Annotated in this window: 14 protein-coding genes; 10 read left to right on the forward strand and 4 right to left on the reverse strand. The window is 40.5% G+C overall.

The annotated features are described in order from the left end of the window. Positions 1–24 precede the first annotated feature (24 nt). From HM131_RS06455 to HM131_RS06485, 7 genes are all read left to right on the forward strand, one after another. A complete protein-coding gene (locus HM131_RS06455) occupies positions 25–1,314 on the forward strand; it encodes a carbohydrate ABC transporter permease (RefSeq protein WP_085028977.1) in 1,290 nt (429 codons plus the stop codon). A 1-nt stretch (position 1,315) separates the two neighbouring features. After that, positions 1,316–2,158: a sugar ABC transporter permease gene (locus HM131_RS06460; RefSeq protein ID WP_085028978.1), complete on the forward strand. Its 843-nt coding sequence runs from the start codon at positions 1,316–1,318 to the stop codon at positions 2,156–2,158. Positions 2,159–2,319: 161 nt separating this feature from the next. Further along, a complete protein-coding gene (locus tag HM131_RS06465) occupies positions 2,320–3,360 on the forward strand; it encodes a LacI family DNA-binding transcriptional regulator (protein WP_085028979.1) in 1,041 nt (346 codons plus the stop codon). A 193-nt stretch (positions 3,361–3,553) separates the two neighbouring features. Further along, positions 3,554–4,558: an SEC-C metal-binding domain-containing protein gene (locus HM131_RS06470; protein ID WP_085028980.1), complete on the forward strand. Its 1,005-nt coding sequence runs from the start codon at positions 3,554–3,556 to the stop codon at positions 4,556–4,558. Positions 4,559–4,665: 107 nt separating this feature from the next. After that, on the forward strand, positions 4,666–5,121 hold the full coding sequence (locus HM131_RS06475) for a hypothetical protein (RefSeq protein ID WP_085028981.1): 456 nt from the start codon (positions 4,666–4,668) through the stop codon (positions 5,119–5,121). Positions 5,122–5,204: 83 nt separating this feature from the next. After that, positions 5,205–5,975 carry a hypothetical protein gene (locus HM131_RS06480; RefSeq protein ID WP_085028982.1) on the forward strand — a complete coding sequence of 257 codons (771 nt, stop codon included), beginning with the start codon at positions 5,205–5,207 and terminating at the stop codon, positions 5,973–5,975. Continuing rightward, positions 5,972–7,264, forward strand: coding sequence for a glycosyltransferase family 2 protein (locus HM131_RS06485; RefSeq protein ID WP_085028983.1), 1,293 nt, complete (start codon positions 5,972–5,974; stop codon positions 7,262–7,264). The genes HM131_RS06480 and HM131_RS06485 overlap by 4 nt, the downstream gene beginning before the upstream one ends. A 304-nt stretch (positions 7,265–7,568) precedes the next feature. Here the strand turns inward: HM131_RS06485 and HM131_RS06490 are convergent, their stop codons facing one another. The 3 genes from HM131_RS06490 to HM131_RS06500 all read right to left on the reverse strand — a co-directional run bounded on the left by HM131_RS06490 (position 7,569) and on the right by HM131_RS06500 (position 12,727). After that, positions 7,569–9,074 carry an S-layer homology domain-containing protein gene (locus HM131_RS06490; protein ID WP_085028984.1) on the reverse strand — a complete coding sequence of 502 codons (1,506 nt, stop codon included), beginning with the start codon at positions 9,072–9,074 and terminating at the stop codon, positions 7,569–7,571. A gap of 151 nt (positions 9,075–9,225) precedes the next feature. Then, positions 9,226–11,997, reverse strand: a complete 2,772-nt coding sequence (locus tag HM131_RS06495) for an alpha-amylase family glycosyl hydrolase (protein WP_085028985.1) — start codon at positions 11,995–11,997, stop codon at positions 9,226–9,228. Positions 11,998–12,148: 151 nt separating this feature from the next. Then, complete coding sequence (locus HM131_RS06500; protein ID WP_085028986.1) at positions 12,149–12,727, reverse strand: YdcF family protein; 579 nt, start codon at positions 12,725–12,727, stop codon at positions 12,149–12,151. 241 nt (positions 12,728–12,968) lie between these two features. Here HM131_RS06500 and HM131_RS06505 point away from each other — a divergent pair, with 241 nt between their 5' ends. From HM131_RS06505 to HM131_RS06515, 3 genes are all read left to right on the forward strand, one after another. Continuing rightward, positions 12,969–13,178: a YkvS family protein gene (locus HM131_RS06505; protein ID WP_085028987.1), complete on the forward strand. Its 210-nt coding sequence runs from the start codon at positions 12,969–12,971 to the stop codon at positions 13,176–13,178. Between the two features lie 101 nt (positions 13,179–13,279). Beyond that, positions 13,280–13,798: a hypothetical protein gene (locus HM131_RS06510; protein WP_085028988.1), complete on the forward strand. Its 519-nt coding sequence runs from the start codon at positions 13,280–13,282 to the stop codon at positions 13,796–13,798. 125 nt (positions 13,799–13,923) lie between these two features. Beyond that, positions 13,924–14,187 carry a hypothetical protein gene (locus tag HM131_RS06515; RefSeq protein WP_085028989.1) on the forward strand — a complete coding sequence of 88 codons (264 nt, stop codon included), beginning with the start codon at positions 13,924–13,926 and terminating at the stop codon, positions 14,185–14,187. A 94-nt stretch (positions 14,188–14,281) separates the two neighbouring features. On the opposite strand, the gene HM131_RS06520 is transcribed toward HM131_RS06515, so the two are convergent. Then, positions 14,282–15,346 (reverse strand): LCP family protein, encoded by a 1,065-nt coding sequence (locus tag HM131_RS06520; RefSeq protein ID WP_085028990.1) that lies wholly within the window; start codon positions 15,344–15,346, stop codon positions 14,282–14,284. Positions 15,347–15,500 lie beyond the last annotated feature (154 nt).

The following is a 15,500-nucleotide window of genomic DNA, read 5'->3' on the forward strand; positions in this document are numbered from 1 at the left end:
GCATGGAGAGAAAGGAGCCTGAACATGGGGGAGAATGAAAACCAATACCAGTCAAATCATAGGAAAATAGCTTTAGCGCTATCGATTATTCCAGGGCTCGGACAGATCTATAATAAGCAGTTGATTAAAGGGATAGTCTTTCTCATTTTGACAGCATCTTTTGTCATTGCTTTTAAGGATTTAATCCAGTTCGGATTCTGGGGGCTAATCACTCTTGGAATCGATCCCGCCTATGACCATTCCATTACGCTTTTGGTAGAAGGGATCTTGACGGTTATCGTCACCATACTAGGATTAGGCATTTACATTTTTAACTTAAGAGATGCTTTCAAAGTGGGCAAGCAAAGGGATAGAAATGAAAATCCGAACTCGATTCGTCAGCAATATCACAATTTGGTTGGAGCCGGATTCCCATACTTAATGATGACCCCAGGGTTTTTATTGTTAATCTTTGTTGTTATTTTCCCGATTCTTTTCGTTGTTTTACTGTCGTTTACAAACTATGATTTATACCATTCACCTCCTGCAAGTCTAGTAGACTGGGTCTGGTTCAAGAACTTCATTGAGATCTTTAGTATTCCAATTTGGCGTGAAACGTTCTTCAGCGTTTTAGCATGGACAGTTATTTGGACATTTGGGGCGACTACACTCCAAATTGCTTTAGGAATTTTCCTGGCCGTTCTGATGAATCAGAAAGAAATCAAGTTCCAAAAAATCTTCCGTACCATTTTCATTTTGCCTTGGGCAGTTCCAGCCTTCGTTTCCATTCTAGTTTTTGCTGGAATGTTTAATGAGACGTTTGGAACGATTAACAATGATATCCTTGCTATTTTTGGGTTAGGGGATATCCCGTGGTTAACGAATCCTGTTTATACAAAAATTGCTCTGATTATGATTCAGACATGGCTGGGCTTTCCGTTCATTTTTGCCATGGTTACAGGGGTCCTTCAATCGATCCCGAATGAGCTGTATGAAGCGGCTGAAGTGGATGGAGCTACGATTATTCAGAAGTTCAAGAATATTACGCTTCCACTTGTCCTTTATGCCACAGCTCCGATTTTGATTACGCAATACACGTTTAACTTTAATAACTTTAATGTAATCTTCCTTTTCAATGGCGGAGGACCTGCAGTACCCGGACAAAACGCAGGAGGTACAGATATCTTGATCTCTTGGATCTATTCCTTGACGATGACTTCTGCCCAGTACGGAAAAGCTGCAGCTATCACGATGATTCTATCGTTAATCGTTATTGCTGTCGCGCTATGGCAGTTTAGAAGAACGAAATCATTCCAAGAAGAGGATATGATGTAATATGAAGAGAAACAGAGGAAAAACACTACAGCTGACGTTGTCCTATTTAGTGATTGCGGTTATGTGCGTGATTATTTTGTATCCGATTTTGTGGATCGTCGGGTCTTCTCTTAACCCAGGGAACAGTTTATCCGGGTCATCCATGATCCCATCGGATGCAACCTTCAAGCATTATAAGGAATTATTCAATCCTGCAGAAAGTGATTATCTAATTTGGTATTGGAATACACTGAAAATTTGTATTCTAACCATGGTTCTTTCCGTCATTCTTGTTTGTTTAACGGCCTATTCTTTTTCAAGGTTCCGTTTTATCGGCAGAAAGAATGGATTGATGACATTCTTAATTCTGCAAATGATCCCGAACTTTGCGGCTTTGATCGCTATCTATGCTTTGGCTAACTTGACTGGGTTAATTGACACACACTTGTCCCTCATCCTTGTTTACACAGGTGGAGCGATACCGATGAACACGTATCTAATGAAAGGATATTTAGACACAATTCCTAGAGAGCTCGATGAATCTGCTCGAATGGACGGAGCGGGAAACTTCCGGATCTTCTGGCAAATTGTCATGCCACTTGCAAAACCGATGATTGCCGTTATCTGCTTGTTTACCTTCATTACGCCATTTACAGACTTTATCCTGGCGCGAATTCTTCTGCGTACGGATGAGAAACTTACGCTTGCCGTTGGTCTATATGAAATGATTTCTGATCAGTTCGGTAATGAGTTTACATTGTTTGCTGCAGGTTCTGTGTTAATCGCGGTCCCAATCTCGATTCTTTTCTTATCCCTGCAAAAGTATTTCGTCTCCGGTTTGACAGCGGGAGGTACGAAAGGATAATCTTTTTCAAAGTAGGAGGAAGCGGAATGTACAAGAACATTCCGCTTCTGCTTTATTAAACATTTCTCTTCAATTAAAAGAGAAAATGATATAAAAGAACTGTAAGAATAGTCATATTAGGCTACAATAGAAGATAACGTTTTCAATAGAAGGTGATCGTAATGGGAGTGACAATTAAAGATGTGGCAAAAGCGGCAGGAGTAGCCCCGTCTACGGTATCCCGTGTTATCGCTGACCATCCGCGGATCAGTGAAGCTACAAAAAAACGGGTAAAAAAAGCGATGAAGGAAATGGGCTATCATCCGAATGCTAATGCGAGGAGTCTGGCGAATCGCTCGAGCCAGTCGATCGGTGTGGTGATGCCGTCTAGTGCGGATAAAGCTCTCCAAAACCCGTTCTTTCCAGAAGTGTTACGGGGGATAAGCGGAATTGCACATAAGATGGATTATTCTCTGCTTCTTGCTACAGGTGAGACGGGTACGGAAATGCTCGAGGGTGTAGAGCGTATGGTCTACAGCAACCGTGTGGATGGAATTATTTTGCTATACTCGCAGATTGATGATCCAGTCATTAACTTTTTGCTGGAACAAAACTTTCCTTTTGTCATTATCGGAAAACCATCAGAGCGGATCGACGAAATTACACACGTGGATAATGATAATGTAAGTGGTGGAAGAGAGATTACGAAACACTTAATCAGCCTAGGCCATGAACGCATTGCCTTTATCGGCGGATCGACGGACCTTATCGTAACCGTTGACCGAATGCGTGGATATCAGATGGCTCTTGAAGAAGCAGGGCTACCGTATTTGGATGAATACAGAGTTCATACGGAATTCCTTAAGTCAGGCGGTCAACAAGCGGTAAACGAGTTGTTTGCCCTGCCAGAACCACCGACTGGCCTTGTCATCGCTGATGATCTTATGAGCATTGGTGTTGTGAATATGTTGGAAGAGTGCAATAAGCGGGTGCCGGATGATCTCTCTATCGTAAGTTTTAATAACGTCTATTTATCTGAGATCACACGGCCACCACTGACTACTGTCGACATTCATATCTATGAACTGGGTGTACAGGCAGCTAAATGTTTAATAGCAAAAGTGAAAGACAAAACGGAGCCTGCCAAACGAATTATCGTTCCGTTTGATATTAAATACCGCTCCTCCACCAAAGCAAACGAAGCACCGACCCGTAACATCTAATCCTACGGGCCAGGTGCTTCTTTGTTTTGTAGATGTTATGGGAAAAACTGTCTCCTCAGGTCATCCACATATTTCCACCTCAGGTCATCCAGAATCTGGATGACCTGAGGTGGGTGTTTTTTTCTTTTTGCATCTGCAGCTGATTTTAGTTAGTCTATAAGGTGATGTTCTAAGATATAAGAGGGGAATTGTAATGAGTAAAGTAAAACGAAACGGACCATGCCCTTGTGGCAGCGGTGATAAATATAAAAAGTGCTGTGGACGCTTGAAAGGGGAAGAAATGACCCAAGAGCGTGTCCACGAACTGCTGAACGAACAATATACTAACTTTATGGAATATGTTGCAGAGTTCCACACGGACGCAGCGCCATCAGGTAAAGCAAAAACAAAAGAAAAGCAGATGGAAGAAGCATTCAATATGATGAACGAAGTATTTCTTCGTCAAAATAACGGGAAGACGGTGTTTGAAGAATACCTTGATGAAAAAGGCAAGGGTACGATTCCTCAACCAGCCAAACCTTCGGTGACAGAATGGACGTCATTGTCTCCTGGTCTTTATAAAGTTGAAACGATTGAGTCAGAAGAAATCGCTAAAGTGAAGGATGTCTTCTCAAGCTCCCTTTATGAGGTGAAGAGAGACGGTATTCCATTAAAAGACGAAAACGTTCCTGATAATCCTTATGTAATGGGGATCCTAATGAAGTGGGGGACGATATTCAACTTCATTCCATTGGCTATTCCAAATCATTCTTCCTTTTTTAAAGCGTTCAAGAAGTCGTTGGAAAATGGAAACCCACCTGAATCTTCTATCCAAAACGAGCTTGAACAAAACTTTATGAGTTACATGAAGAAATGGATTCATAGTGATCTTGATCAGAAAGATGCAGATAGTGAACCTACGGTTGAGACTGATGATGTATTAGAATTATTGGGTAAAAACATTCCGTCAGACGTTCAAGCATCTACCTCCTACACAATGCTTCGGGAGCTATGGAGCCAATATAAAGAAACATACCAGCCGAAATACCGCAAGCCGTCCGTATTTTCAGCGGCTCTTGAGTATTTCATGACTGGAACGAGATATTTTAATTATGATCGTTCTGTAACTAAAAAAGCAGTAGCGACGAAATACGGGGTGAGCCCGAGCAGCATGAATCGTCGATTAGATGAATTAAAAGATTTTGCTGAAAAAAACTGATGATGCGTAAAGCCTGAATCCAAATTTGGATTCAGGCTTTTCTACCTTTACTAAACCTCCAATCTACTGCATAAATTATACAACTAGGGCAGAGGAGGGGAAGTTGTTTGAAAAGTTCAGCAAAATGGATCCCCATTGTCGGTGTACTGGCAGTTATCCTAGCTGTTTCTATTTTTATTTACATTCAAACAAGTCCAAGCCATCAAGCGAAAGAGGCCGTGGAAGCTTTTTATACGTTTGAACAGGAGGGCAAATTTTCTGATTCATGGGAGTTGCTGCATCCGCTTATGAAAGACAAATTCTCCGTTGGTCATTACATACAGGACCGAGCTCATGTGTTTATGAACCATTTTGGCGTCGAGACTTTTACTTTTACCATTGGTGATGCAAAAAAATTAAAGGATTGGAAGATGGAGAAGGGGGCAAAGCCCTTACAAAACGTATATTCCTTTACAGTTATCCAGACTTTCAAAGGAAAGTATGGTCATTTTGATTTGCATCAGAACGTCTACGTAGTGAAATCTAAAGATAACTGGCAGGTGATGTGGGATTATAAAAAATAATTCCTTACTGATTTCGCACATTATTTTCTCCCAAACTGCCTTTCTTCCATTATAATGAACAGTAATTAGGGAGGAGGGTTAAAATGAGACAGCAAAAAATAGGAATTGCATTTGTATTATGGGTCGTTAGTTTTGTTTTTTTATTTTATAAAATGGAGCCAATTGTACACCCCATCTTATTAGTGGCCTTCTTGTTGCCTGTCATCGTTTTTCTCAGCTTTAATGAGAAAGTTTCTTTTTTACTCTTCATTATCTTCACAACGGGATCTTCCCTGGTTTTACTTAGCTTCGCTTTTGCTTTCGAGTGGACGACTCTCAGTCAACTGGACTGGATTGGCGTTCATGCTGTGGTGCTTGTTCACCTATGGTCAAGTTATGTCATAGCGAAGTGGAGTGATTCTCTTGTAAAAAGGAACAGACAATTAAGCAAGAGGATTCTTGAGTTAGAAGAATACATTGCTGATACACAAATCCTCTCAAAGCGGGAATTCGAGAAACAAAAGGGCTTAATCCTAACCTCTATGTCACGAAAAAAAGAGTTAGGAGCTCTTGTTTATATTAATATGAGCAAACTGCCTCCTAATGTTAAGAAAACAAGCTTTGTAAAACTATCTGATATTATCTATCACTCGATTCGCAAGCACTTTGATATTGTAGGAAAACATGATACAGATACGATCGTTTTCCTTTTACAAAATACAAACGCAAATGGTCTAGAGATCGTAAGGGACAGAATTCTATCAAGATTATCTCAAATCTATACAGAAGAAGCATTGGCCGACCTGAAATGGATCGTAGAACCGATTGGATTTCACGTTCAGGTCAAAGAGGTTCATGAGAGATCGCGCTTATGAGAAAATTCATTGTTATTACGCTTATGCTGTTAATAGGTACCGCCATCAGCATTGGCGTAGGTCTTTTCACGATTAAAGCTTTGCTTATGCTTACAACCATTTTGTTCTTAAGTCTTTTAGTGTATTATTCTTTACTTACGTTTGCAGGTCTCTATTATCGAACAAAAAAACAGCACTCCATGCAATTGGTTAACTATCCAAGTGTGGATATTTTAATTCCTGCCCACAATGAAGCGGTCGTAATTAAGGACACCTTAGATGCGATGGTTCAGCTAGATTATCCAGGTCCTCTCCATATTTACGTGTTGAATGACAACTCGCAAGATGGAACTGGTGAAATTATTGAAGATTATGATCGCATTTATCACCATGTTCACCATATTCAAGTGCCTCCAGGAGAGCCAAAAGGAAAGTCGAGAGTGCTAAATTACGGATTGGAGGTATCCAGAGGTGAGTATTTTTGCGTCTATGATGCAGATAATCAGGCAGAATCAGGTGCGTTGAAAAAGCTGGTTGAAGTTGCTCATACTGTTAAAGATGCCGCTGGAGCTGTTGGTTATGTAAAAACGAGAAATGAGTCGAGGAATCTATTAACCCGAATGATTTCTATTGAATTTCAAGTGTTTCAACTGTTAATGCAATCGGGAAGATGGCAGTTATTTAAAACGGGTTCTTTAACAGGCACGAACATGCTCGTTCGCCGGTCGGTGATTGAAGAGCTTGGAGGTTATGATCCTTATGCAATCGCCGAAGATGCAGAGCTTACCCTGCGTATTACTCAGCAAGGACAACTTCTGCCAATCGTTCCTCTTTCAGTTACTTGGGAACAGGAGCCAGAAACAATGGGCGTGTATATTCGGCAACGTACCCGTTGGCTGCAGGGGAATCTCTATATTGTAGAAAAGACTCTAACGGTCCCGGGATACTTTAGAGGGAAAATGATGGTGCATTCAATTCACCAGCTTATGGTATATGTAATCTTCTGGTTTTTCCTAGTGCTATCTTATATGTGGTTCGCATTAGGCCTTTTGGAATTACTGTCTATTACTTATACGATCCCTTTAATGTTCATTTGGTATATCGCCTATATCGTTTACACTAGCCAATTGATGAGTGCCCAGGCAGCGGAAAATACTTTTACGCCAAAAAATATCCTCACGAGTTTTATCATGTATTTCACTTATGCTCAGTTATTCTCCTATCTTTTCGTAAGAAGTCTTTTATTCTACTTGAAAGCAAAACGAAAACGTCAGGTAATAGGCTGGGATAAAACAACTCGATTCAAATAAGAAAGGATGCCCGCTCAAGAGGTATCTTTTTTTGATTCAACTCCATTAACATGGGTTAGTGAGGATTATTACATTGGCTGGGAAACTAGTGATGAAGGAGGCTGTCAATTCCCGCAGGAAAGCAATTCCTTCCCTCACGCCTTCAACCTCCATAAACATCTTAAAAACAGTCTCAAGGATTCGCCCCTTATGTTAATTAAATAAATAGCTTAACAAAAGATCTGGGATATCTAACAAAAAAGGATACCCATTACCAGGTATCCTCAATTAGGAAAATCTATATGATTGTAAGCGACTATGAACCTTATTCTAAACCAAGATCGTTTTCCAGCAAGTTAATTCGATCCTCGGAATTTGCCAATTCACTATAAGGAACCCGCTTATTTCGCCCTAAGTTTTCTAACATCTGGTCCATCAGCTCGGGGCTGTCCAGATAATAAGGAGTACCGATCCGCTCGAGCTCCATTAAGCCTTGATCGACATCTGAGATTCCGCGTTTTGTAGTAAGGGATATCTCGTAGCCCAGCTCTTTTAATACATTTTCCGTTGTCTCGTTATAGGAGCCGTAAGGATAGGTGAATAGCTTAGGTTCATAACCTAGATGTTCCTTAATCTGATGATGAAGCTTCATCGTATCTTCACGGAACCGTTCAGCATGCTGGGATTTCGTTTCGCCTTCTAGCGGCAATACCCCTTGACCAAATCCATTTTCATCAGCAGGCGTGTGCAGATTAAAGGAATGGTTTTGAATATCCACGTGTCCGCTGTCGACCATTTCTTTGGCTTCTTGCCATGAGAAATGAGGGAGGATCTCGTATTGATCTCCAATAGACGTGTATCTACCTACACTCCAGCCAATAATCGAAATGATCGCTTCCATATCTAATTTTTCAAGTATCGGATAAGCGTATAAATAGTTATCTCTGTACCCATCATCGAAGGTAATCATAATTGGGTTTTCAGGAAGATCTTTATCCCCATTTTTGTAGGCAATTAACTCTTCAGATGTAATCGTCTCATATCCCATAGCTTTGACATAAAGCATGTCCTCATAAAACTTCCTAGGTGAGATTACAATGGAGTTCCAGTCTTCTTTGTTCTCAGAAAGGCTGTGATACATCAAAACTGGAACTTGAGTCATTTCAGACGGGGGAAGAGACTCTTCCTCTTCGTCGGTTGTGCCGTCTGAGTTCTCTTCAACACGGAAACTCTCATTTAAGATACGAGCTAAAAATGTAGAAAACTCTGCCCTTGATACTTTCCTTGATGGGCGGAAGGTATCGTCTTCATATCCGGTTGTAATGTTGTGGTTTAATAAGGCATTCACATAAGGAAAAGCCCAGTGCTCTGTGGAAAGATCTTTGAATCCGTCCGTTTCACCGCCTTCTAGGTTGTAAGCACGGATTAAAATAGCGGCGAGTTCTGAACGCTTCAGATGGGCATTCGGTTGGAAGGTACCATCTTCATAACCCGTAATGATTTCCTCTGTGGAAGCTGCTTTTATGTAATCTTCCGCCCAGTGACCATTCACATCAGGAAACATATCTCGGCTAGGCAGAGATTCTAAATCAATGTCCAGCTCACTAATGATAACTTTTGACGCTTCCGCGCGGGTAATGGGTGCATCTGGTTTGAAAGATCCATCAGGGTAACCATTTACAATCTCTTTTTCTATCAAATATTCGATCTCTTCATTTGCCCAGTGCCCTTCGGTATCTGTAAACTGCTCAGAAGCCTTAGCATACGAAGGGAAAAGCACTGTCATCAGTAACAAAAACGTAACAATCATGTACCAAGTAATCTTTTTCATTTGTATCCCCCAAAATTATACTCCATTTCTTATTATGAGACATGATTATGGTTATTTCTAGTAATTTTCTAAGATTTCATATGAAAATATGACAAGCTTATGAAAGATTTATTATAGTAAATAACCGCCCCTTACAAAGGGACGGTTATGTTTATGCGGCAGATTGACTTGCAGAGTTTACCGGAACTACCGTTACCTCCGTTTCTGCCTGCGGATCAAAAATGAAAATATAGTCTCCAGTAGTTTCAGGAGTAAAGCTTAAGTTACCTCCCTCGAGCCATTCTCCGTCGCGTACATATTTGAATTCCACTGTTTCTCCGGCTGTTAACGAGATCGGTTCACTTTTCCATACGTGATCAGCTTCATCGAAAGAGAGCAGGTGACGATCACTTTCCCAATCTAACGGGGCAGAACCTCTTAATACGACCTTCGAATATTTTTGCTCTTCACTCGGCGCTTCTTGGCGCAGTTTACCTTTTACATCAAATATCTGAATTGTGTTTTCCTGTAAACTTACCCCAAGAGAGCCTTTATGACTTTTCACTTTTTCATCATTCAAAAGGGAAGTCAGCTGGACACGGTTTGGTTTTTTCTGGTGATACAAATCAAAGATATCCAGATTGCGGGCTTTCTCTCCTTTGTTGATCGTAATTAGCACATGATCTTGTGGCAGGTTACGTTCAAAAACAATGACATCATCGTCAGAATAGATCGCATTGAAGTCACCATGGGTGAGCGCTTTATGTTCTTTTCTCATATCAATGAGCTTTTCGTAATAACCTTTTAGGTCGAGGTTTTGTTCAGATTCATCCCAAATCATCATTTCTCTATAGTAGCGGTCTTTCCATTCGGAAACTTTCTCATGGTTTCCACTTTGTGAAAGGCCGACTTCATCTCCATAGTAAATGATTGGTGCCCCAGGTAAAGCAAATTGAAGAGAAGCAGCCATCTTCAAGGTTTGCGTATTTCCATTCGCTTCATATAAAAAGCGCGGCATATCGTGACTATCGAGGAATGTAGCTGGAACGAACTCCTCATGGTAGGCTTCGTTGATTGTAGTTAAAGAATCAGCAAGCTTATTCATACTGGAATCATTAATAAATGCATCATAGATGGCCGATTGTGTTGGAAAATCGATGGCGCCATCCAGTTTACCTGTATAAGAGGTAATGGTGTCCAAATTATCCCAGACTTCCCCGAAAATAAACGCATCTTCATCCAATTCTTTTACCTTATGGCGGAAGTCTACCCAGAAGCTTTGGCTTGGTCCCTTTGCATAATCAAGGCGGAAACCGTCGACTCCGATTTCTTCCATCCAAAAAGGAACGACTTCATTAAGCATATAGTTTCTCGTTTCTAGATTATCGTTGTTCAACTCAGGTAATTCCTGGACACCATAAAATGTTTCATACTCATTTGGCCAGTTCAGGAACGTGTACCAGTCAAAATAAGGGCTCTCTTCACCTTTCTCCAACGCATCCTGGAAGAATGGGTGCTTGCTTGATGTATGGTTCGGCACAAGATCATAAACGACTTTGATGTCTCGCTCGTGCGCTTCGTCCACTAGCTCTTTCATTAATTGGTTGCTGCCGAAACGTGGATCGATGTTCATGAAATCGGTCGGATGATAACCGTGAGAGTAAGGGCCTTCATAAATAGGGGAGATCCAAATCGTGTTGACTCCAAGATCGTCAATATAATCGATCTTTTCTAATACCCCTTGAAGGTCTCCACCCATCCATCCTTTCAGTTGTTCATCGTAAGGGATTGAAGGATCGACAGAAGCATTGTTCTTCTCACTGCCGTCTCGGAAACGATCGACGAAAACTTGATAGATGATGGATTCTTTTGCCCATTGTGGAGACTCATAATCCTCTACATAGTAAGCAAATTCTGTGGCTTCATCTGAAGTTAATGCATTGTTATCAGCAAATTGAGAGCCTTCACTTTCAGAATTCCACACATCTATTTTATATTTCACACGTGTTTCGTTCTTTTGCTTAGGAATAGTTCCAGTCATTGTCGTTGTTTTCGATCCATTATCATTAGCTTTTGTTTCTACAACTTTGAGGGAAGCTGTTTTTCCGTTTGCTACTTTCCCTCTCTTTCCATCAGGAGAAGAACCATCTGTTGTGTAATAAATTGACCCTTGATCGATAGGACCGTAATGGTTCACAGTTACGTTTATTTCAACTTGATCGTTTTTATCCGGGGTGTAGGGCTCATGATTGAATTCATGTGTAACGTCCTGAACTACCGGAATCGTTTCCCACTCTGTTACCTGATCTTGATAGCGTTTGTTATCTGCAGTAAAGGTAGCTGTTCGTGGTTCTTCTCGTACTTCCTTGTATGGCTCACCACTTAAACTGTAAAAATAGGAAAGTGTCTCACCACTTTCACCAGTTACCGCTATTTCATAAGTACGGTCACCAATTTTTTTCATAGGACTGACTTCATAGTTAAAATTGTTTTTGTTGGAAGCTACTGTGGGAACGATCCATTCCGGCGTGTTCTCCGGAACAGTAAGCTCTAAAGTCAGGCTGCCTGTGCCATTGTTTGCCAGGCGAACATCTACGGTACGTTCATCTTCGGGATGAAAGGCAAATATGTAACTTCCATCCTGGGGAGGAGTAAAGGTCAAATTGCTGCCAGGCATCCAGTTCCCGTCATAGACAAACTTGTATTCAGTTTTCTCTCCACCTTCTAATTCAATAGGGCTACTCAGCCACAAACCTTCCTCTTCATCATATTGTAATGGATGATCATTTGAGCTCCAGTCCAGGGTATCTGCACTTCCGCGAAGAACAACCGACTCATACATCTTTTCATCTGCATGAACCTTTTGTTCTGTTAGTGCAAACGGTTGCGCAAACGACAAAAATAAAAGCGTCAAACCGATGATCCAAATCCAATTCTTCTTCATTCAAGCACTCCTTGTTTTCAGAATTTTGTTGCAATCGCTTTCATAATAAAAGATGATAAGTCTTCTGTCCATAGGACTAATCTAGTGGTTCCTGGTTTCAGGCAGGCTCCCCACTAGATTAATAAATCAAAATTACTATTAATTTGTTCACTTAAACGAATAATAAACGCGGCCAGTAAGCAATCATTTTCACATACTCCGTAAACACGGTTTTTGTCTCTCTTTCTGTCAGACCGTCATTAGGATTGAAAAAAGAGTCAGCAAAGGAATAGGAAAGCTGGATGTCGCTGTCATACACCCTATCAAACGTCATCTTAGTACGACGGGCATGATAATCACTCGTAACAACAATCGCGGATTTAAATTTGTGTTCTTTCATAATCTCCTTTGATAAAGTAGCATTTTCAAAAGTGCTCGTCGCCTCAGGTTCCTCAATCAAGTCTTGCTTAGCTATACCTCGCTCGGAAACCGTCTCAACTTTGGTCCAATGCTCTGTGGAATTCGTTAAAATGATTTTGTTCGCTCGCTCATCATTGTAAAGTTTTACGGCTTGCTCCAACCTCTCTTCTCCACCGCTTAAGAGAATAATGGCGTCCGATTTCTCAGGACTGCTTTTCGCTTTTAAATAGTCCGGACCAAGAATGAATAGGGTAATGACGAAAACGATGAACAGAAAAAGGAATGACATGAATGTAGTGAGAATTATTTTTTTCGTTTTTAATAAAGTCAATGATCTTATCTTCCTCTCTGCTCACTTGATTTTATGTAAAACATTGGATAAAGTTACATTAACTCGAAAATACCATTTCTAAACGTTAGAATCCATGAAAATGCACCCTTTTCACTTGAGTTTTTTTGTCGAATGAAGTAACATATTCTGTAAACCTTTTATGTGAATTGTTTGTCAATTTCATATAGTAAGGATTCAACATTTACGTTGAAAATTCGTTGTAGAGGAAGGGTAGGAAGATATGATACAGCCTGATGAAAAAGTTGCGACCCCTGGCCAAATTGTTAGCTTTGAACGAAATGACATTACGTTTACAGGAAAAGTCATTCCTAGTCAATGCCAGCGGTCAGTAATTGTTGATTTAACTGTAATGGATAACTTAGATGAAATTGATTTTGAATACGATCGTACAGTCGTCGCTCATACGAATTATCGAATTATAGAAGAATAAATTTACGAACCCTTTCTTTTTATCTAAAAGAGAGGGTTTTTTGTATCTTTCCTGTGATATACTTATTTTTATTTTGGAAAAAATGCAAAGGAGAAGTTAATTTGAAAAAGATCGCTCTTTTCCTAGTCGTCGTTTTATTGATTTTGGCAGGATATATTGGTTATTTGTTTTTCTTTAAAACCTACGATACAGCTGATAAGGAAGTAGATCAGCTGGCAGAAGGAGAATATAAGCTGTCACTGCCACAGGAGACCGGTTCATCCGCTCTTAGTGCAGAAGAAATTATAGAGCCATATCGCACTACCTACAAAGAGTTGATCGGAGAAGCGGAAAATCGTATTGATGGAATTGTAAGTGAAGCGGAAGAGGAATTTGTAGAGAAAAAGCAAAGTGGAGAAGATATTTCTTACAGTTATTTTTTTAATAAATATAACTCAGCAGCTGATCGACTCGAAGCCAGTACGGACGAAGCATTTGAAGAAATTTATAAGCCGTTGAAAGCTCAACTAGAAGAGCAAGGATACAAAAGCGAGGCCGCTGAGGATTTGAAGAGAGAGTATCAGAAAACAAAGAAAGGTTGGCGTGCCAGCTTAATGCAGTCGGCTAAAGAATCTTTCTGATCGGATTGCATAGTTCAATATACCGTTTTCCAAAAGTTCAATTATGAGATAAGATAATAGTACAGGATTGGGTGATGTGCTAAACACTTCAATAAATAAAGAGAGTGTTGAAAGGATGAAGTGGATTGGCACAAATAACGAGACTTTTCTTGGACCAGGATGAGTTGTCGATCTTTGGACGGTACAGTGTCCGGTTGGATCAGACGATCGTTATTGAACCTGTAAGGCAATTAACAGAAACTACATTTAAACGAATTATGGACACAAAACCAACCATATCAAATATCCGAATTAAAAATCCGGATGTAAAACCTTTTTTGGAGTATCCAGGCCCCTACACGTTCAAAAGGGTGCATGGCGTGTTGGTATTTACTCGCAGTGTTTCATAAAGACAGAGAGAAAGAAACAAAAGGAACCTTCCCTGCAAGGGAAGGTTTTTTTGTGCAAAAAAATCCACCGCTCTAAATAGAGCGGTGGGTAGGATCAGTTAGTGAGCGACGACTCCTCTTCACTGGAAGAATATTGACTGGTGCTTGAGTCTTCACCTGTGCTTGATTTCAGTCCAAGGGCATTCTTCAAGTCATTTTTCACTTTTGTCAAGCTTTCCTCATCAGGGACGAAATAATAGAGTCCGTCTTCCAAACGTTTATTTTCTCCTTCGATATTAAACGTTTCTGTCTGTGCTTTCTCAGAAGAAAATGTTTTCTGTATAGCATAAAGTTCTTGTGGTGAGAGATTGGTTTTTACATTTTTTCCAAGGATATCAGCAATATCTCCGGCTTTGAAAAGTGTACCAGCAGAAATTGCTTCGTCGATCGATGCTTGGATGAATTGACGCTGACGCTCATCCCTCGGATAAGTGAGATTGGCATCGCGTTTTCTCATCCGAACAAAAGCTAAAGCTTCCTCTCCATCCATTTTCATTGGTCCTTCTTCAAATTCAATCTTTTTATACCAGTCAAGGCTGCTTCGCTCCCAGAATGGCTCTTTGACATCGATCGTTACACCGCCTAATAGATTAACAATTTCAGTGAATCCATCAAAGTTTACGGTTGCGAACCGATCGATCGGAATGTTCAAGTAATTTTCAACGGTTTCAACCGTCAGTTTTTCACCGCCATATCCAGAGACTTCTCCGAGAGAGTAGGCGGCATTGATTTTATGCTCCCCAGCATAATTTTCCCCAACTTTAGAGGCCGGGATCTCTACTTTTGTATCACGGGGAACACTTGTCATCGTGATTTTTTTAGTTTCAGGATCGAGGGTCATGACAATCTGCGTGTCTGCCCGTCCAGCCTGACCATTGGTAGAGTAATCTTCTATTCCCATAAGCAGGATGGATATTGGCTCATCCCCGATATCAACGGCTTCTTCTCTTAAATCTGATTTATCGCCACGCCCAAGGTCCTGAAAGGATGCCGTGTACACTTGAGAGACGTAATAGAATCCGCCTCCAATTAGCATGGCAAGCAATAATAGGAGTGTCGCCACTCTTCTTCTTCGTTTCTTTTTATTTTTTCTTCTTACACGTACTATACGTTTGCCCATATTATGAACACCTCAATTTACTAACCTCTCAAATTAATATTCTAACACATATGAAAACTCCCATACGACACCCATCAAACGTAGGAAGATCCGTAATATGATTGTTACAAGTAGGTCTAAGGTTGTGTTTCTTTGGAATGATTTATCTTTTTTT

The sequence above is a fragment of the Halobacillus mangrovi genome, from assembly GCF_002097535.1.
Taxonomy (GTDB): domain Bacteria; phylum Bacillota; class Bacilli; order Bacillales; family Halobacillaceae; genus Halobacillus; species Halobacillus mangrovi_A.